The organism is Brevundimonas sp. TWP2-1 (assembly GCF_049897645.1).
GTDB lineage: Bacteria > Pseudomonadota > Alphaproteobacteria > Caulobacterales > Caulobacteraceae > Brevundimonas.
This window is the reverse complement of the sequence record NZ_JAFCWR010000001.1, coordinates 755,624-773,946: the sequence shown is the minus strand read 5'-3', so window position 1 is coordinate 773,946 and position 18,323 is coordinate 755,624. Positions and strand designations below refer to the sequence as shown.

Sequence of the window (18,323 nt, the reverse complement as noted above, 5' to 3'; positions counted from 1 at the left end):
TGCTGCCTCCTGGCGAGCTCAACAGGAAACGGCGGCTCTTGGTAGAGCCGCCGCCAGACTCAAGGCGTCTTAGACTTAGAGGCCGCCCTGACCGATCGGCGCCAGGAGGGCGTTCGGCACCATAATGCGCAGGTCTGCGTTAGCAGGGTTGTCGCACTGTTTGTCGTTATAGAACGACATCAGGTGGGTGCGGCGCTGCTCGGCCAGTTGCTGAGCATCACGGGCGTTCAGATAGTTGCCGGCGGCAGCAGGCCAGAACAGCAAGACGGCGGCTACGTTGGCGCCGTTGACGCCCTTGTCGCTATCGGCGTCACGCTTGATGACATCCAGCTTGGCAAACTCTTCCTTGAGCTGCGTGCACGTCATTGCGCGGTCGCCAGGCATCATGACGCTGACCTTCTCGGTGGTCGTACAGGCAGCCGTGCTCAGGGCGGCCGCAACGGCGGCCGCAATGATGGTCTTCTTCATAGGTGATCCCCCCGGATCGATTATCGCCGGAGCCCTCTGCTCCGACATAACGCTGGTCTAGCACAGCCGGTGCGCGAGTCGAGGGCTGCATCTCACCAGTCAGTGAGGTCTCCCAATTTCATATAACGCCGGTCAGAAATGCACAGGTAGGACCGTCCAGCCATCCTACTTCGCGGCGACAATCCTCAGTGAATCCACCGCTTGTGCGTCGTGATCGGCAATCTCCCGGCCTGAGGAAGCCGGTGCCTTAGCCTTCTCCAAGGTCAATCAGGGCCTTGGAGATTACAAATGACTAACCCAACAGATCTCGGCGAAATCACCGTCGTTGGTCAGCGCCGACCTAACGAATCTATGCAGCCGTTCCCAGAGCGGATTGAAATTAATACTCCGCTTCCCGGTGATGTTGCCGTTATAGAGCCAGTCGACAGCAGTCTAGATCCGTGCTCGGACCCTCACACGAAACGCGAGTGGAATATTGATGCGGCAGCTGCCAAGGCTATCCAGAAGTTTCTGGAGAGAGCGCTCGCTGCCGGTGAGGGCGATCTGAACTACCGTGAGCGCGGCGCTTTTTTGCTGTTGCAGCCCGACGGCTCCGTTACCCTCGGCCCGATCGTCGATGGCGATATCTTCCCGCCGCCCGGAAGCACCCAGCAGCCCAGCACACAGCTGGTTCCACAAGACATCCCGAACATGGCCCAGATTATCGGCATGATTCACAATCATGCCCCTGGCCAGCATCTGCCATCGCCACCGTCCGGTATTCACGGCGGCGATCAGGCCGGCATGCAAACACTTGTGAATGTCATGAACACACCTTCGTACACTCAGTACAACGGCGGCGGCGGCGTCAACGCGCGTTTCTACATCATCTCGCAGACCACAGGTCCGAACCCGACCTACAAGCTGACGGTCTATGGCCCTGAGACGATCAAGTACGACGCCAACGGCAATCCGCCTTCGGTCGGACCCGAGGTGAACCCGAATGGGCAGAGCTGCCCGATCTAATCGCGAACTGACCTTCAGCGAAGGCCTGAGGTCAGCACGCGCACTGGAAAGGAGGAAGGATGACACCAGAACTTATCATGGCGATGGCAGCTTTGGTGACAGCGCTTGCTGGCTTCGTCTGGGCATTTCGACGAAAGGAATAGCCGCCTGCTTGACGCGTAGGGCAACGCGGTTCAGATTTTCCGAAATGTCACGGTGATCTCTTGTGACTGAAAGCCCCGCCCTAATCAGAGCGCGGGGCTTTTTGTTTCCGATCCCAGCCTCTTAGGCGGTGGTCCGGGATATCCACAGTCTCCGTGGGATTCGGTTCGGAGCCCCGGAAAACCGTCCGTTTCAGAGTTCCCCTCGGCTGTCGACGGGCGTTCAGTGTAGCCGCCAGACTCAAACGGCCCGACGTCGATGACGCCGGGCCGCTGAAATCAGAGATAGGCGGTCGCCTTATCGATAGCGGGCGCGTTCCTCGAGGATCTGATCCGAGGTGTAGGGCTTGGCTTCGGCGTCGAAACCGGACCAGCCCGATTGGCGATAGGCTTCGCCGCGTGTGGCGGCGTCATAACCACGGCTGCCGTCAAGGATCGCCTGAATCCGCTGCGCCTCGTCGCCGTCGGCCTTGACGCTGACGAGCGTGCCGCCACGACGGACGCCTTCCGAATAGACGTTCGCTTCTTCGTCGCTGTGACCGGATTCCTTCAGCGCGCCGAGCAGGCCGCCCGTCGCGCCGCCGGCTGCGGCGCCGACCGCTGCGCCGACCGCCGTCGAGGCGAGCCAGCCGGCGGCGACAACCGGTCCGAGACCCGGAATGGCCAGCATGCCGAGGCCGGCGAGAACGCCCGCGCCTGCGCCGAGCAGACCGCCCGTGGTCGCGCCCTTGCCGGCGCCGTCGGCGACGTCGTTTTCGCCGTCGCCGTTACGGTCGCCCAGGGGGCCGGCCTTGTGATCGCGGGATCCGGAATGCCAGTTGTCGGCGTTGTTCGAAACGATGCTGATCTTGTCGTGGTGGACGCCGGAGGATTCGAGCTTCGTAACGGCGTCCAGGGCTTCGGTGTGGCTGTCGAACAGCCGAGTGACGGTGGCCATGATGGGGTCCTTGGGAATGTTTGAGAGAGGTGGAAATCAGGCTGAGCTTATTGGGGCGTCACGACGCCCTTGTAATCGACCGCCACGGTCATCGGGTCGCCGCCCGCACGGGTGGCCTGACCCTTCCAGATGCCTTGCTCGTTCTGGGTGAGCGGGCCGGAGACGACATAGCCCTGCTTCTCGATGGCCGCCTTGGCCTGACCTTCGGTGAAGGAGTTGGCGCCGGGCGTGAGGGCCGTCTGTTCAGACGTCTCCTGGGTGTCGACGGCCGGGTTCATCGGCGCTTCTGCGGTGGAAACGGCAGGGCCTTCGACAGGCGCTTCGCTCGGTTCGTTATTTCCGCAGGCCGTCAGCAAGACGGCGGTCGCCGAGACGGCGAGGACGGCTTTCAACATGGTGATTTCCTTTCAGGGTGAGCCACCAAAAGGGACCGCCGCCTGCGTTCGTTCCGACGGCAAAGGTTGATAGTCTTCATATTCTTGGCTGCGGAACCTGTGCCGTACGGCGCATCGCCAGTCCGGCGCTCGCGATGGACGGTTGGCCTTCGCTACCGAAAATCCCGGGTCTTCGGACGGATCGTGTCGAGGTGCAGATCGGGGATGTAGATGTCTCTCGCCCTGACTGTCCGGGGCGGGGCGTCGCGGGCGTCGGGCGAGCCGCCGCGATGGAATTCGTCGCCGCGACCGTGGGGCAGAGGGAAGGCCGAGCCCCGATCGCCGACCGAAGCGAGCAGGCCGGACGCGTCATGGAGTTTGGTCGCGACGATATGGACGACCTCGCCTTCGCGCTGAACCTTGCCGTCGACGACGAGCATGGTCGCCGACAGGACGATGCGGCGTTGCTGTTCGTAAAGGCTGGGCCAGATCACCAGATTGGCCACCCCGGTCTCGTCCTCGATGGTGATGAACATCACCCCCTTGGCGCTGCCGGGCTTCTGGCGCACCAGCACCAGGCCGGCGACCCGGGTCAGGCGTCCGTCGCGCATCCCTGTCGCATCGGCGCAGGTCATGACGTGGCGGGTCTGGAGCTCGCCGCGCAGGAAGCTGAGCGGATGGTCGCGCAGGGTCAGGCCGAGATGGCTGTAGTCCTCGACCACCTCGCGGCCCGGCGTCATGGGTTTGAGGTCGGCGTCGGGTTCTTGAATTTCGGGCTGCGGATCGCGGGCGTCGGCGGCGGCGAAGAGGGGCAGGGGCTCATCGCGCAGGGCTTTGATGGCCCACAGCGCGTCGCGGCGGTCGAGGGACAGGGCCGGGCGGAAGGCGTCGGCTTCGGCCAGTCGGACCAGGCTTGAGGCCTGGGCGCCGGCGCGTCGCCACAGGTCGTCGACCGAGCGGAAGGCGCCGACCGTTCGGGCCGCCAGGATACGGGCGGCGTCCGCGTTCGCCAGTCCGCGCACCATCCGGAAGCCCAGGCGGACGGCCAAACGGCCATCCGAACCGCCGGGCTCCAGGGTGCAGTCCCAGCGGCTGGCGTTCACGCAGACCGGGCGGATCTCGACCTGATGCTGCTGGGCGTCGCGGACGATCTGGGCCGGGGCGTAGAAGCCCATCGGCTGGGCGTTGAGCAGGGCGGCGCAGAAGACGTCCGGGTGGTGGCATTTGAGCCAGGACGAAGCGTAGGCGATCAGGGCGAAGGAGGCGGCGTGGCTTTCGGGAAAGCCATAGGAGCCGAAGCCTTCGAGCTGGCTGAAGGTCTTTTCGGCGAACTCGGCCTTGTAGCCTCGCTCGACCATGCCGTTGATCAGCTTGTCCTTGAAATGGCTGACCCCGCCGGTGAATTTGAACGTCGCCATGGCGCGCCGAAGCTGGTCGGCCTCCGAGGCCGTGAAGCCGGCGCATTCGATCGCGACCCGCATGGCCTGTTCCTGGAACAGGGGCACGCCCAGGGTCTTGCCGAGCACCTTCTCCAGCTCGGGCTTGGGGTAGACGACCGCCTCCTTGCCCTCGCGGCGCCGGAGGTAGGGGTGGACCATGTCGCCCTGGATCGGGCCGGGGCGGACGATGGCGACCTCGATGACCAGATCATAGAAGGTGCGGGGCTTGATCCGGGGCAGCATGGCCATCTGGGCTCGGCTCTCGATCTGGAAGACGCCCAGGGTGTCGGCCTTCCTGATCATTGCGTAGGTTTTGGGGTCCTCGGCCGGAATGGTGGCCAGGTCGAGCGCGATCCCCTTGTGCTCGGCCAGAAGATCGAAACCACGCTTCATGCAGCTGAGCATGCCCAGCGCCAGGACATCGACCTTCATGAACTTCAGGACGTCGATGTCGTCCTTGTCCCATTCGATGACTTGGCGGTCCTTCATCGCCGCGGGCTCGATCGGGACCAGATCGTCCAGGCGGTCCCGGGTCAGGACGAAGCCGCCGGGATGCTGGCTGAGGTGGCGCGGGGCGCCGATCAGCTGACGTGACAGGTCGAGCGCCAGCCGAATCCGGCGGTCCTCCAGATTGAGGTTCAGGCCTTCGACGTGCTTGTCCTCGACCCCTTCGCTGGAATAGCTCCAGACCTGGGACGACAGGGTCTTGATCAGGTCCTCGCTGAGGCCGAGCGCCTTGCCGACGTCGCGCAGGGCGCCGCGCGACCGATAGCGGGTGACGACCGCGCAGAGGGCGGCGTGGTTGCGGCCGTAGGTCTCGAAGATCCACTGCATGACGATCTCGCGCCGCTCATGCTCGAAGTCGACATCGATGTCCGGCGGCTCCTTGCGCTCCTGGCTGACGAAGCGCTCGAACAGCAGGTCGTTGCGCCCGGGGTCGATCGAGGTGATGCCCAGGACGTAGCAGACGGCGGAGTTGGCGGCCGAGCCGCGCCCCTGGCACAGGATGTCGCGGCTGCGGGCGAAGCGGACGATCGAATGGACCGTCAGGAAATAGGGCGCATAGTCCAGCTTGCCGATCAGATCGAGCTCGTGACGCAGGGTCCGGCGTACGCTGTCCGGCAGCCCTTCCGGATAGCGATCGGCGGCGCCGGCCCAGGTCAGCTGTTCCAGGGTCTGCTGCGGCGTCATGCCCGGCGTCGAGACCTCGTCGGGATATTGATAGGCCAGTTCGTCGAGCGAGAAGCGGCACCGGTCGGCGATCTCGACCGAGCGGGCCAGGGCCTCGGGATAGGCCTTGAACAGGCGGCGCATCTCGGCGGGAGGCTTCAGATAGCGGTCCGCATGGCGTTCGCGCCGAAACCCCAGTTCGTCGATGGTGCAGCCGTGACGCACGCAGGTGACGACGTCCTGCAGCAGGCGTTGGTCCGGATGATGGAAGAGGACGTCATTGGTCACGACGGTCGGCACGCCGGCCTGGGACGCCAGGGTGGACAGGTCGTGCAGGCGCAGCGCATCGCCGGGGCGTCGCCGCAGCGTCAGGGCCAGATAGGCGCCGGTCGGGAAGGTCGTCGTGAGCTTTCGCAGCCGTGCGGCGCAGGCGTCGTCCGCCTCGTCCGGGACGAGGACGGCGATCAGGCCTTGCGCCCAGTCCTTCAGGTCGGCCCAGTCGAGATGGCATTGGGCCTTGCCGGCGCGACGTTTGCCCAGGGACAGCAGACGGGTGAGACGGGAATAGGCGGGGCGGTCGGTCGGATAGACGAGCAGGCCGGTCCCATCGGCCAGGTCGAGGCGGCAGCCGACGATCAGCCGCACGCCCGAGGCCTTGGCCGCCTCATGGGCGCGCACGATCCCGGCCAGGGAGTTGCGGTCGACGATGGCCAGGGCCTCCAGCCCGCACAGCCGCGCCTGTTCGAACAGCAGCTCGCAACTGCTGGCGCCGCGCAGGAAGGAGAAGTGCGAGGTGGCTTGAAGCTCGACGTAGGACATGAGGGTTCGCGGGTGTTGGCGTCCTCGACAGCACCGCCGAACGGCGGAAGGCAAGCGTGGCCTTGCAAAAATGTTTCCTTTTTGTTCTCGTCTTGATATGCAGGGCGTCATGCAGGGATCGGCCATCCGCAAGATCGTCCATGTGGACATGGACGCCTTCTTCGCCTCCGTCGAACAGAGGGACGATCCGACCCTGCGCGGGCGGCCGGTCGCGGTGGGCCATGCGGCGGCGCGCGGCGTGGTCGCCGCCGCCAGTTACGAGGCGCGTCGGTTCGGGGTGCGCTCGGCCATGCCTTCGACGACCGCCCTGCGCAAATGCCCGGACCTGGTCTTCGCCCCGCCGCGCTTCGAGGTCTATCGCGCGGTCTCGGCGCAGATTCACGCGATCTTCGCCGACTACACCGACCTGATCGAGCCCCTGTCGCTGGACGAGGCCTACCTCGATGTGACCGCCGATCGGCGCGGCCTGGGCACCGCCTCGGCGACGGCGGAAGCGATCCGGCGGCGAATTCTGGAGGCGACCGGCCTGACCGCCTCGGCCGGGATCTCCTACAACAAGTTCCTGGCCAAGCTGGCCTCGGACCAGAGAAAGCCCAACGGTCAGTTCGTCGTGGCGCCTGGGCGGGGCGAGGCCTTCGTCGAGGCCCTGCCGGTTCAGCGGTTTCACGGCGTGGGGCCGGTGACCGCCGCCAAGATGGAGCGTCTGGGGATCCGCACCGGCGCGGATTTGCGCCCCCAGTCCCTGGCCTTTCTCCAGCATCATTTCGGCAAGTCCGGGCCCTGGTATTACGCCATCGCTCGCGGCGATGACGATCGGCCGGTCAATCCGGACCGGACGCGCAAGTCGAGCGGGTCGGAAACCACCTTCGCCTCCGACCTGACCGAGCCCGAGGCGATCGAGGCCGGAGTGGCGGCGATGGCGGACGAGGTCTGGGCCTGGTGCGAAAAGGCGGGCAGTCGCGGGCGGACCGTCACCGTCAAGGTCAAATGGGCCGACTTCCAGCAATCGACCCGAAGCCGGTCCCTGTCCGAGCCTGTGGCCTCCAGAGAAGCCTTGCGCGACGTCAGTCGGCTGCTGGTCCGGTCCCTCTATCCGCCGACCCGTGGCGTGCGGCTGGTCGGGGTCAGCCTGTCCAATCTGGAGACGACGGGCGCGGCGGCGAAACAACTGGCCCTGTCGTGACCGGCTCGGCGCAGATCGACCTGTTCGGAGAGGCGCCTGTATTTGCGCCGGTCGTGGCGGGGTTCGACTATTGGGCCGACGTCCTGTCGGCGCCCGAACAGGCCGCGCTGGTCGAGGCGCTCCAGACGCTCGCGTTCAAGCCCTATGAGCATCTGGGCTACCTCGGTCATCGCCGGATCGCCGCCTTCGACCGCGAGGGCGACGGCGCGGGATGGCCGGGGTTTCTCTCGGATTTGATGGCGCGCTTGGCGAAGCGTTTGGATCTGGACGGCGCGGCCTTCGTCCAGGTTCTGGTCAATGAATATCAGCCGGGCGCGGGCATCGGCTGGCATCGCGACCGCCCCGTCTATGGCGAGATCCTGGGCCTGTCTTTGCTGGCGCCCTGCGTGATGCGGCTGCGCCGTCGCGAGGGGACGGGCTTTTTGCGCAGAAACGCGCCCCTGGCGTGCGGCTCGGCCTATCGATTGTCGGGAGAGGCGCGGGCGGTCTGGGAGCATTCGATCACGCCGATGACGGCCTTGCGCTATTCCATTACCTTCCGGACCCTGGCCGCCTGACGATCGCTGCGGCGGCCGGCTGACTTGAAGTGGTTTTGATCGGTCTTGTCAGGCCAGGTCGATCCAGACCGGCGCATGGTCGCTGGCGCCCTCGGCACCGCGGACCGCGCGATCGACGCCGGCGTCGGTCAGGCGTTCGGCGGCGGGGTCGTTGAGCAGCAGATGGTCGATCCGCAGACCGGCGTCGCGGGACCAGGCCTCCCGGAAATAGGACCAGAAGGTCCAGGGCGGCGGATCGTGCGGGAAGCGCTCGCGCAGGGCGTCGGTCCAGCCCTGGTCGAGCAGGGTCTGGAAGGCCGCGCGGCTCTCGGGCTGGAGCAGGGCGTCGGTCTGCCACGAGCGGGTGTTGTAGATGTCGGCGTCGGTCGGCACGACATTGTAGTCGCCGGCGAGCACGACCGGAGCCGCCGTGGGATAGAGCGACGCCGCATGGGCGAGGAGCCGGTCGGCCCAGGCGAGCTTGTAATCGAACTTGGGCCCCGGCCTGGGATTGCCGTTGGGCAGATAGAGGCAGCCGATCAGCACGCCGTTCACCGCCGCCTCGATATAGCGGGCCTGGCGGTCGTCGGCGTCGCCCGGAAGCCGGCGTCGGGTCACGACCGGCTCGCCGATCCGGCTCAGGATGGCGACCCCGTTCCAGCGATGCTCGCCGGCCCAGACCGCCGCATAGCCGGCCGCTTCGATCTCGGCGGCGGGAATCTGGCTGTCGGTCGCCTTCAACTCCTGCAGGCAGACCACGTCGGGCTGCGCCTGTTCGAGCCAGGCGAGGAGGTTGGGCAGCCGAGTCTTGACGCCATTGATGTTGAAGGTGGCGATCCGCATCCCGATCACCGCGGCTCTGGAGCCGCCAGGGCGTCGAGGGCGATGCGCACATGGGGCGCGAGGGCGTCGGCCATGCGGCCCACGCCGACGGCGTTGGGATGGATCCGGTCCGGCAGGACATAGGCGGGATGCAGCGCCAACCCCTCCATCAGGAAGGGCATGAGGGCGGCGCCGGACGCCCGGGCGACCTCGGGATAGACGGCGTCGAAGGCCCAGGCATAGGCGCCGAACCAGGGCGGCGCCCGCATGCCGCAGACGAGGACGGACACGCCGCGCCGTTGCAGTCGGTCGATGATGGCCAGGAGATTGGCCTTCACGCGGTCGGCGGGGACCAGCTGCATCATGTCGTTGGCGCCCAGGGCGAGGACGCAGAGGTCGGTCTGGGCCGGCACGTCCCGATCGACCCGCCGCAGACCGTCGGCCGTGGTGTCGCCGGAGACGCCGGCGCCGACGATCCGCACGGGCGGCGTCCCGCCTTCCAGGCGTTTGGCCAACTGACGCGGGAGGCTTTCGGCGGGCTTCAGGCCGTAGCCGGCGGTCAGGGAGTCGCCCAGGAGGGTGACGACGCGTTCCGCAGGCGCGCCGTGGGGGCGGGCGCTCAGCGGAAGACCCGGATCGGGCCCGTCACGAAGGCGGGGGCGGGGTCGGCAAGGGGGGAAGGGAAGGGCATGGCGGTCTCGTTTCCGGGGATAAGGCTTCGGGCGCGGCTCTCGTTCCGCGAACGGCAGGGCGCCTGGCCGAAGAGGCCGTGGAGCCGCCCGCTGAGGCCTGGGGCCGGCGCCCGCGACGAACGGCAACGAAGAACCTGACACCGCCAAGGCCGGCGCGGCCTGAGGCTGGGCGGCCTGATCCCCCTTTGGGCATCGGTTCTTCTAAGCCTGGCCGGCTGATTACCAATCGTTATGGTGACCGGGTCGCCGGAGTGGCGGCATGTTCGACCGATGAACCTGCTGGGCCTCCTCCTCGTCGGCGCCGACAGCCTCTTCAAGCGGCTGGTCGGGCGCGCACGTTTCCTCTGATCCCTCAAGCTTCACAACTGAAACGTAGTTTATGACGCGCCCGTGAGTTGCTTCCGGTTCGTCGTCGGTGTGGTCTGCCTGAGCACGCGATGGGGCGTGCACATGGAGACAACCCGATGAAAATCCGCGTTAAAGCCATGCTTGTCGGCGCCGCCCTGGTCGGCGCCGCCGGCGTCACCTCAGCCGTCGCTCAGACCGATCTGACCGCCTATCACTACGTCTATTACGCCGACGCCGCGAAGACCGAATATCTCGGCGAGATTTCCGACCGAGGCTGCGGACGCTCCGGCAGCTACAGCTACGTCCTGAGGGCGAATGTGCCTTCGCCCTATTACGACGCCACGCCGATCTATGTGTGCGGCGGCAACGGCCCGACCCTCCCCGAGAACTGGTGATCCAGGACCCGCCCTCGCGAGGGGGCGGGCTTCCTCGGCATCGGGAGTTGGCGTCCAGCCTCTGGCGCTCGACGACGGCGCTCGTCTGCGTCTCGACGCCGGTGGCCCTTCGGCATTCCGCACGGATCGGCCGGTTGCGGCGATCCTAGCGGGTCAACGACGACGCCAGACGTCTTTGCCCCCGACCGCCACCGACTGGACCTGGTCGTCGTGGAGCATGCACAGCACCTCGCCCCGGGCCGAGGTCGCCGGCCAGGTTACTCTCCCAGAGCATATTCCGGCCCCATGACGACGGTGTCTTGAGCGGGAGCGCCGCCGATCGCGACGCCGTTTCTCGCCGCAATACCCAGGCACGCCGCGGTCGCTTCAGCGCGCGGATCCGACGCCTGTGAATGGGCGCATGCGGCCAGCAGGAAGACAGGAAGCAGGACGAAAGGGCGCATGGCGAGGATCACTGGGGTTGTTCGACCGTCGCAAACTGATCCATTCTGTCAGCCGCGTCGAGACCTTCAGCGGTGACGGACGCCCAGGCCAGGAGCGCACCAGATGGGACTGAACCGCCTTGGCGATCCCAGCTGTGCGTCATCGGCACCGTCTGTTGCGTTCACCCGCGCCGATGAGGGCCTTGCGCCGATCCATCTCCCTCTGCTCCCTGAACGGACAGGCGAGGGGATGCAGAACGTCCTCAGGTCGGCGGCGCTCAGGCGTGCTCGTCCGAGCGGTGAACAGCGATGCTGGATGGGACGAGTTCGGCCTTCAGGCGATAGAGTTGCCGGTCGCTCGAGATTGCCCGGGCAACGAACACACGCGCTCGAGTGGGATGACTGCTAGTAAATCAACGCGGACGTTTAGGGATTCCGCTCGGCGGTGACCAGTCGGCCTAGTGCGGCCACTATCGGACATTCTCGGCCGCCCCCTCCTCCCGCCGACACGCTGGGATTGAAAGCCAAGCTTAGGACCCGCATAGCTGCGGTATTGCAACGCCTGGTCAGTGTGTTGCATCCTATGGGCGTCGGAGGGGGATTCTATGGACGCGACCATCGCAGGGGTTAAGCCGCGGGAGACCGCCGGGTCCGCGGCTTATCGCGCCTTCGATTTCCAGATCCATTTCTCACTTCTCAAGGTTCTCACTCTCCACAAGGAGGGGCAGGATTTCACGGCGCTCTTCGATCATCATGATGACCTAATTCTGATTACCGGCCCGGACGCGGACGCATCCTTCTACCAAGTGAAGTCGAAGGCTGACGCTGCGTGGACGACCAAGCAGTTGGCTTACCGCGGCAGCCGTGGCGACCTGCCGCGGTCGATCCTGGGCAAGGCCTATTACAACATCGATCAGTTTGGCCCCGATATTCTGCGGGCCGCCATCGTCTCCAATCAGCCGTTGAGCGCCAAGTATGCCGATGGCAAGAAGGTGAAGTCTGACGATGGCGAGTTTACCTTCGGCGCCTTGTCCCAGGACGATTGTGACGCGGTCGCTGGCGCTTTGGCGGCGGACTTTCCGAACGGCGTCAGTCCTATCCACGTCGAACGCCTGACCTACGAGCGCACCCCGCTTGATCTACAGAGCTATCGAAAGACCGTGCTGGGTGAAGTCGCCGAGTTCGCCGAACGGATGGATCCGACCGGAGGGACGGCCCCTAAGCCGGTTTATGACGCCTTGCTCAGTGAAGTCGGCCGATGCACGGGGGATGTGAGCCGGCCGACCAACCTGCAGGCCTTGCTTTCGCGAAAGTCGTTGGCGCGCGCCGATCTCGACAATCTGGCGCAGCGGATCGCCAACCATCGCCGGAGCCCGCTGGAATGGTGGGATGTCGTGGCATCAGAGCTATCCAGCGTCGGCGTCGGCGCGATCGCCCAGCAGCGGCTGCGGCTGGCATGTTTGGCCTACTGGAATGATCGACGGCGTGGGAGCCATGACGCCGGCGCTCTGTCTGAAGCCCTGTCGCTACATATCGCCGCCAATCCTCACCTGGTTGCTGACAGTGTCAGACCCACGACCGAGGCCCTGGCTGCGGCGACTCAACTCTCGGCGCCAGTCGGGGCCGCTTACGGCCTCGACGCGGCGCTGACGGTTGAAGTCATGGAGCGAACTCTGTGAGCCACGCAGATACGACCCGGCTGCGGCGGGTATTGAGATCCCTAAAAGAGGCCAAGAATGCCCCAGCTAATGTTCGTCGAACTCTCCCTGTTGTCCCAGACGGAGCGGCGCGCGTTGAGCGTGCCCCTGGACTCGCAAAGACTGGTTATCCAGGGTGGCAACGGCTTCGGAAAGTCGGCGATCGTGAAGAGTCTTTACGAGACCCTGGGGGCGACGCCGCAGAAGATTGACGACAGTTGGAAGTCCGCGAACGTCTCGAGTTGCCTCCGCTTCGAGCTTGACGGCACCGCCTTCGCCGCCGTCAAGGCGCTCGGGGTGCACGCCCTGTTCGACGGACAGGGGGAACTGCTCTTCATGGGGCAAGGTCTTGTGAAGGACTGGGGGCCGAAACTCGCCGATGTATTAGGGTTCAAGCTGGTCATGAGCGATGGGTACGGCGCGAGCCTGACGCCGCCGCCATCCTATATATTTGCGCCCTTCTACATCGACCAGGACGCAGGGTGGGCGAAGGCGTGGGACTCGTTCGCAGATCTCTATCTCCCGAACAGCTCGCGCACCTTGGCGGAGTATCATTCCGGTTTAAAACCGGATGGGTATTATGAGGCCAAGGCGGATGCCCAGAAGGAGCGCGTGCTCTTGACGGCGATGGATGGGCCGGTCGCCACGCTGCGCGAAACCATCACTCAGGTTCAGGATATCGGCGCAGAAGCCGGCCCTACCTTAGACCTTCAAGAGTTCGAGGCCGAGATCGCCGATCTCGTCGCGGAAAGCACCAGGCTGTTGGATGCCCAAGCCACATACAGGCGCGCGATATCCGATCTACATGAGCAAGCCCACACCCTGCGCGCAGAAAAGTCTCTGCTCGAAGGCGCTCTCATGGAAATGCGCGGCGAGTTCAATATGGCCGCTTCTCTCCCTGACGAAGTCGAGTGTCCGACTTGTGGCCATGGGTATGAAAACCGTTTGGCGGATCGCTTTGCGCTGATCGCCGACGAAGGCGTCCTCACAGACGCGCTGGGCAAGGCCAACGTCTCCCTGCTCGCTTTAATCTCGCGTGAAACCAAGGAGCGGGCAAAGCTCGATGACGTCCGGGGGCCGCTTGGCCGAATTCAGACGCTCCTCGCATCTCGACGTGCAAGCCTGTCGCTAAGTGACGTCGTGGTGGCTGCTGGAAAGACAGAGGCCGCCAAGATTCTGCGCCGTGCGTTGGACGAGAAACTACTGGCTATGGCCCAGGTGGAGGCCCGTATCGAGGCCCTGAAAGCCGCAATGGAGGCGTTCACGAGCAAAAAACGCAGCGGCGAGATCCTGGCGGGATTCCGGGCAAGGCTCTCCGCGTACGCGATACAGCTTGATGTCCGCCTCGATAATCCGGCGCGGCAGTCGATCACGACAATCAAGACAGCGCGTGGGAGCGAGGGGCCGCGTGCTCTCTTAGCCTATTACTACGCCTTTTTGCATTCTCGCTCAGGAAGCGCTTCGGATATGCACTATCCCCTGGTGATCGACGCCCCCAACCAGCAGGGTCAGGACGGCGTCCACCTGCCGCAAATGCTCCAGTTCATCTTCACGAACGCCCCCCGTGGCAGCCAAGTGATCGTCGCAACCGAAGATGTCGGCAAGGTCGCACTCGACGGCGTCGATGTTCGATCTTTCGGGGAGCGCAAACATCAGGTCCTGCGGGAGAAGGATTATGATCAGGTGCAGGCGCAAATGAAGCCGTTCACCGACGCCATTCTTGCCGCGACAGGCACCCTCTAGAGAGATGTCGGCCAAGCCCGGGTGACGTGTGGAGTGTGTAGCGGCGACGCATGAGCGGTGCCGAGGCTTGAGCCCCAAGGACTATGGGCTTCGGCGTGCCCGCTGCGCCAGTACGCCCCGTGACTTAGAGCGCTCATCGACGTTCGGACGCGACTCGAAGAACCGTCCGAGAACTGGCGACTGTTATGGTGGCGACAGCGGGCTAGGTGACCTCTCGGACGTAGGTTTTCAGGCGACCGAATGTCGGCTCAGCGGACAAACACCGCGCGAAGTTCCAGCCATTGCAGGCGTCGATCAGTCTCTAGTTGAGGTCTCACGTTGACTATGCGATCGAGCAATGAGGCGATTTCATAGGCTTGGCCATTGCTTTTCGGACCGCAGGTGAGCCAGAGCAGTTCCAAAGTCTCCCTAGGGAAAGCTTCTGGGATATTCGACTGATCCAGGGCGTAGACGCCTCTCGCACGATGTCCGGCTGGCGCGAGATAAGGTTTCAAAGCGAGGAAGGCTTCCGGAAACGCCTCTTTGGCATGGATGGCGATCGCGACTAGATGACCCGCGATGGCCTCGCTCACGAACTGTGACGCCTTTGGCCAAATCCGAGACATCAACGGCCCGACGCCGCCGCGCCAAAATGCGGCAGAATCCTCCTCTTCCGTTTGCGACCACTGCCTTAACAACATCGCGGCGCCGAGACGGATCGAGGGGTGTCCATTGCGCAGGGTCGCTGCCGCATCGGCAACGGTCGTCCCCCAGTCGTCCTCGCTGTCTTGGCCTCGAATGATCCGAAGAGCTGGAAGAAGGAGCTTCGCCGCTACGTGGTCGGAGCGACTGTCGCTTGTCCAGTCCACTGAACCTTGAAGGATTTGGCCGGCGAATTTCTTTGAGAAGCTCTTTGTCACGCTCGGATAGGTGATGAGAACGCGGCGCAGCGCCTTGGCGTGGTCTGAGTCTCCGCTCGTGCGGTCGACGAGAATTGGGTCAGCCACGTCCGGCGCGACCGCTATGACGAATGGAATGTCACGCACCATAACCGCCGATGCCAGCAGGCCGGCCCATCCATTGTCAGTCGCGGCCTGTGTCAGTCTCGCCACCAAGTCGTCGGTCGCCTGGTTCGCCTTCCGGCGCGATTGGATGTCGGCAAGGAGCGTTTGGGTCAGTCGGCCCGCAGATCTGTTGACGGCTGTCGATAACAAGTCATTCTCGAGCTCCGCGTCGGCGGGGGTTTTGACAATGAAGGACCAAAGGCGATCCCACCATTGATCGGCGATACCAGCTCGCGAGCCAGCTGAAAGCAAGTCGACAAGTCGATCAGCGAGTAGGGCCAAAAAGTCGTCATCGGCAGCCCAGAGGTGGCCGAAGGTCTTGGTACGGAGCGTCTGTTGCGCTGGAACCTGCTGCGCTTTTGCAAATGAGAGTGCGCTTAAGAATGTGTTCCAGAGCTCAGCATTGGCCACTTCCCAACCGGCACTGCTCAATGTCGAGAGCGCGCCTTGAGGGTCGGAGCTGCAATAGGCGCTCCATCCGTCTCTAAGCTGGAAGTCCCGACTCTGAATGACCTGGTGTGCGACCTCAAGGCGCTCCTCGTCTGCCGCAGCTTCGATGGGGCCAGGATCGCCCACGATTGCGCGCACCCCAAACGAGTAGGATCCGAAGAAGTCGGTATCTTCGGCTTCGCGGTTCAAGGTGTCTCGCCGACCAACGATGGCGTCGAGTTCTGCCTTACCATCCGAGCTAAGAGCGCCAGCGGCGCCCATCATTTTCAGTCTGAGCCAGACGGAAGAGTCTCTAGCGTGGTCGCGCCAGTCGACTTGGCCCACCTCTAGGTCATACTGGCCGAAGTACTCGTCGCCCTCTGTGATAATCCGCTGTTCAAGCTGGGCTAAGAGCTCTGGCGCGGCGTCACCCATGCGATCGCGTAGCAACAGCGGCAGCTCGCGACGGGAGGCCCAGAAATCGCCGATGGAGAGGCCGAGGGCGCCAGTGGCGGCCTCGGCGCTGGAGAATGCATCGGGATTACGTAACGCGTGGAGCCACATCCTCACGCCAACCGAGCCTGGAAGCCGGGCCCAATCGCGCGCCAGATCGCGAGCGTGTTCGCGAGACTGGCGGGCGACGTTTGGGAGCAAATTTATTAGGAGTCGGACCAACCCGATCACGCCGCCGTGGTGATCGTTTTGCGAATGCTCCTCGACCGAAGGCACGTCCTGATCATTGGAATCCCACGTCTCGACAATCATCCCCGCGTCGACCGAAGTCGCGATTGTGGATCTGAGCGCCTCCGTCGCCAAATCCATTAGCCGGTCCGCGTCATCGGCCCGGCTGGTCAAGACTTCAATCAACTCGTGAAGCTCTCCACTGTCGCGCAGCGCCATGTCGGGCCAGACGATATCGGCCACTCTAACCGGCGGCTCATCACGCGAGGCTGACGCCATCAGTTTTCGGCTGGACTGAAGCTCAAGCAGCGGCGCGAGGTGGGAGACGGCCCCCCGGAGGTCGGCGTCCAAAACGACATCGCTCCTTAATGTCCGGATCAACTGGTGCTCGGTCAGGTCGAACCCATCGGGACGGACGTCAACATCGGCAATCAGCCGCCAAACCCTTAGCCACAAAGGTGAGAGCGAATTCACGTCGCGTAGCCGCCTCGAAAGATGCTCGTTGAACTTGGGCGACAGGATCGCCTGCCAATGAAGCGCGACCTCCAATCGGTCATAGCTTTCGAAATCGCGGGCGATCCAAGCGGGGATTACCCAGCTTAAATCGATGTCGGGGATCAGGTCGTGTTCGCGCATGAACTTGAACCAAAGGGGATCGGTCAGGGTCGCGATGAGAATGTCGCGGAGATCGGTCCGGTCTCGGAACAGCCAAATCAGGGCTTTCTGTTCCGTCTCGCTGCTGTCGTGATAGGCCTTGGTGAGGATCTCCTCAGTCATGGTTCGTCGGCTTAGTTTCGGACGCTCGATTACATTGGCGAGTTGGGCCAGATCGTTCCAAAGTGCGCTGTGATCTGGAGCGCCAGTCGCGGTATCGGTCGGGGCTGTGTATGCCAATGGCTCCACGGCCAGTGCGGTCCAGCGGGCGTCGGCTTCGGCGACGTCGCTGACGACCGCATCAAAAGCGTACACCTGCTTAAGATCCGCAAAGCGCGTTCGGTCAGCCGCCAGTACGTTGAGGAAGTACCGAACCGGCGCGTCCCCAGCGCGGTATCCCAGAAGGACCACGGTCTTGCAGCGGACGAGGTCGAAGAGAAAGCGAGATGCCCATCCCGAACGCATATAGGCGTCGCCATAGTCGGCCGATGTAAGGACGAGAGGGGTCTTCTCAAGCTCCAAAGTCGGATCTTCGAGTCGTCCGTGCAGATGGATGACACCGCCGAACTCAAGACTGCCTGGAGCCGAAAGGGCCTGGCCGGCGACGCTCTCATGTCGAACCGATTGGCTTGGATCGGCGCGGTGCAAGGCCAGTTCGAAGAGATTGTCAAAGTTGGTGGTGACGACCATGGGCCGGTTGTTGAGATCTCGGGACAATCGGAGGATCGTCTCGTGATTTCCGAGAAAGGGATGTTCGGGGATTTGCAAAAGGCGCACGACCTCCCGCTCCATAGCCGGGGAGTCGGCTAGGCGCCGGCCGAGAGCGCCGAGTACTTCCTCAAAACGGCCCTCGTTGAAGGATAGATCTTCAGACCGATCTCGATCCATGTCCAAGGCCCGGTAAGTGTCCTCGACGAGCTTTTGGAAGCCGGGTAGTTGCGGCGCGCTGACCCCCGCGCCGCACAGGAACACCACATCACCATCGATCATGGCGTCGATGAGAGGGCGCGGAAACTCCGGTCCCGCATCAGAAAATCTGAGAGTCACCTTTAGCCCTCCACGCCGGCTGGGCGGCGCTCCTCCTTATGGGTGCGGGTCACGCTATTCCAGCCCTTGATCTCGACTAGAGACTTTGTTCGAAGCCAAGCCAAGAAGCGGATATTCGAACCCGGCGTTGGCCCGGCCGGCCACCGGCGGACGGGCGCTAAGGTTCGCCACGTCAATGTCCACTTTCTGGCGGGAAGTGAATGTCGAGTCTTGACGCATAGCCGACGCTGGCTAGCGGCAGCAGCCCCCTAGATCGGCATAATCGAACGTATATTTTTC

14 protein-coding genes are annotated in these 18,323 nt (G+C 64.1%); 6 read left to right on the top strand and 8 right to left on the bottom strand.

Translation table 11 applies throughout. From position 1 onward, the window contains the following. Positions 1-75: 75 nt before the first annotated feature. On the bottom strand, positions 76-468 hold the full coding sequence (locus tag ACP7BH_RS03985) for a hypothetical protein (protein WP_425983517.1): 393 nt from the start codon (positions 466-468) through the stop codon (positions 76-78). Positions 469-756: 288 nt separating this feature from the next. Between ACP7BH_RS03985 and ACP7BH_RS03980 the strand changes: the two genes are divergently transcribed. After that, positions 757-1,473, top strand: a complete 717-nt coding sequence (locus ACP7BH_RS03980; RefSeq protein ID WP_425983519.1) for a hypothetical protein — start codon at positions 757-759, stop codon at positions 1,471-1,473. Between the two features lie 438 nt (positions 1,474-1,911). Here the strand turns inward: ACP7BH_RS03980 and ACP7BH_RS03975 are convergent, their stop codons facing one another. The 3 genes from ACP7BH_RS03975 to ACP7BH_RS03965 all read right to left on the bottom strand — a co-directional run bounded on the left by ACP7BH_RS03975 (position 1,912) and on the right by ACP7BH_RS03965 (position 6,352). Beyond that, positions 1,912-2,550, bottom strand: coding sequence for a hypothetical protein (locus tag ACP7BH_RS03975; RefSeq protein WP_425983521.1), 639 nt, complete (start codon positions 2,548-2,550; stop codon positions 1,912-1,914). Positions 2,551-2,597: 47 nt separating this feature from the next. Next, a complete protein-coding gene (locus ACP7BH_RS03970; protein ID WP_425983523.1) occupies positions 2,598-2,945 on the bottom strand; it encodes a hypothetical protein in 348 nt (115 codons plus the stop codon). Between the two features lie 152 nt (positions 2,946-3,097). Next, a complete protein-coding gene (locus ACP7BH_RS03965; RefSeq protein ID WP_425983525.1) occupies positions 3,098-6,352 on the bottom strand; it encodes an error-prone DNA polymerase in 3,255 nt (1,084 codons plus the stop codon). 109 nt (positions 6,353-6,461) lie between these two features. Between ACP7BH_RS03965 and dinB the strand changes: the two genes are divergently transcribed. Next, positions 6,462-7,535, top strand: coding sequence for a DNA polymerase IV (gene dinB, locus ACP7BH_RS03960; RefSeq protein WP_425983527.1), 1,074 nt, complete (start codon positions 6,462-6,464; stop codon positions 7,533-7,535). Then, a complete protein-coding gene (locus tag ACP7BH_RS03955) occupies positions 7,532-8,092 on the top strand; it encodes an alpha-ketoglutarate-dependent dioxygenase AlkB (protein WP_425983529.1) in 561 nt (186 codons plus the stop codon). Before dinB ends, ACP7BH_RS03955 begins: the two co-directional genes overlap by 4 nt. 48 nt (positions 8,093-8,140) lie before the next feature. Here ACP7BH_RS03955 and ACP7BH_RS03950 read toward each other — a convergent pair whose 3' ends face one another. Then, a complete protein-coding gene (locus ACP7BH_RS03950; protein ID WP_425983531.1) occupies positions 8,141-8,914 on the bottom strand; it encodes an exodeoxyribonuclease III in 774 nt (257 codons plus the stop codon). Positions 8,915-8,919: 5 nt separating this feature from the next. Then, positions 8,920-9,468: an arylesterase gene (locus tag ACP7BH_RS03945; protein ID WP_426043339.1), complete on the bottom strand. Its 549-nt coding sequence runs from the start codon at positions 9,466-9,468 to the stop codon at positions 8,920-8,922. 581 nt (positions 9,469-10,049) lie between these two features. Between ACP7BH_RS03945 and ACP7BH_RS03940 the strand changes: the two genes are divergently transcribed. Continuing rightward, the gene (locus ACP7BH_RS03940; RefSeq protein ID WP_425983533.1) at positions 10,050-10,328 is read left to right on the top strand and encodes a hypothetical protein; all 279 of its coding nucleotides are present in this window, start codon (positions 10,050-10,052) and stop codon (positions 10,326-10,328) included. A 257-nt stretch (positions 10,329-10,585) separates the two neighbouring features. Here ACP7BH_RS03940 and ACP7BH_RS03935 read toward each other — a convergent pair whose 3' ends face one another. After that, positions 10,586-10,783, bottom strand: coding sequence for a hypothetical protein (locus tag ACP7BH_RS03935; RefSeq protein WP_425983535.1), 198 nt, complete (start codon positions 10,781-10,783; stop codon positions 10,586-10,588). Between the two features lie 572 nt (positions 10,784-11,355). Here ACP7BH_RS03935 and ACP7BH_RS03930 point away from each other — a divergent pair. Together ACP7BH_RS03930 and ACP7BH_RS03925 are read left to right on the top strand one after the other, a co-directional pair. Beyond that, positions 11,356-12,429 (top strand): dsDNA nuclease domain-containing protein, encoded by a 1,074-nt coding sequence (locus ACP7BH_RS03930; protein WP_425983537.1) that lies wholly within the window; start codon positions 11,356-11,358, stop codon positions 12,427-12,429. A gap of 69 nt (positions 12,430-12,498) precedes the next feature. Beyond that, positions 12,499-14,190 carry a hypothetical protein gene (locus ACP7BH_RS03925; protein ID WP_425983539.1) on the top strand — a complete coding sequence of 564 codons (1,692 nt, stop codon included), beginning with the start codon at positions 12,499-12,501 and terminating at the stop codon, positions 14,188-14,190. A gap of 248 nt (positions 14,191-14,438) precedes the next feature. Here ACP7BH_RS03925 and ACP7BH_RS03920 read toward each other — a convergent pair whose 3' ends face one another. Then, entirely contained in the window at positions 14,439-18,044 is a 3,606-nt protein-coding gene (locus tag ACP7BH_RS03920) for an SIR2 family protein (protein WP_425983541.1), read from the bottom strand. Positions 18,045-18,323: the final 279 nt, after the last annotated feature.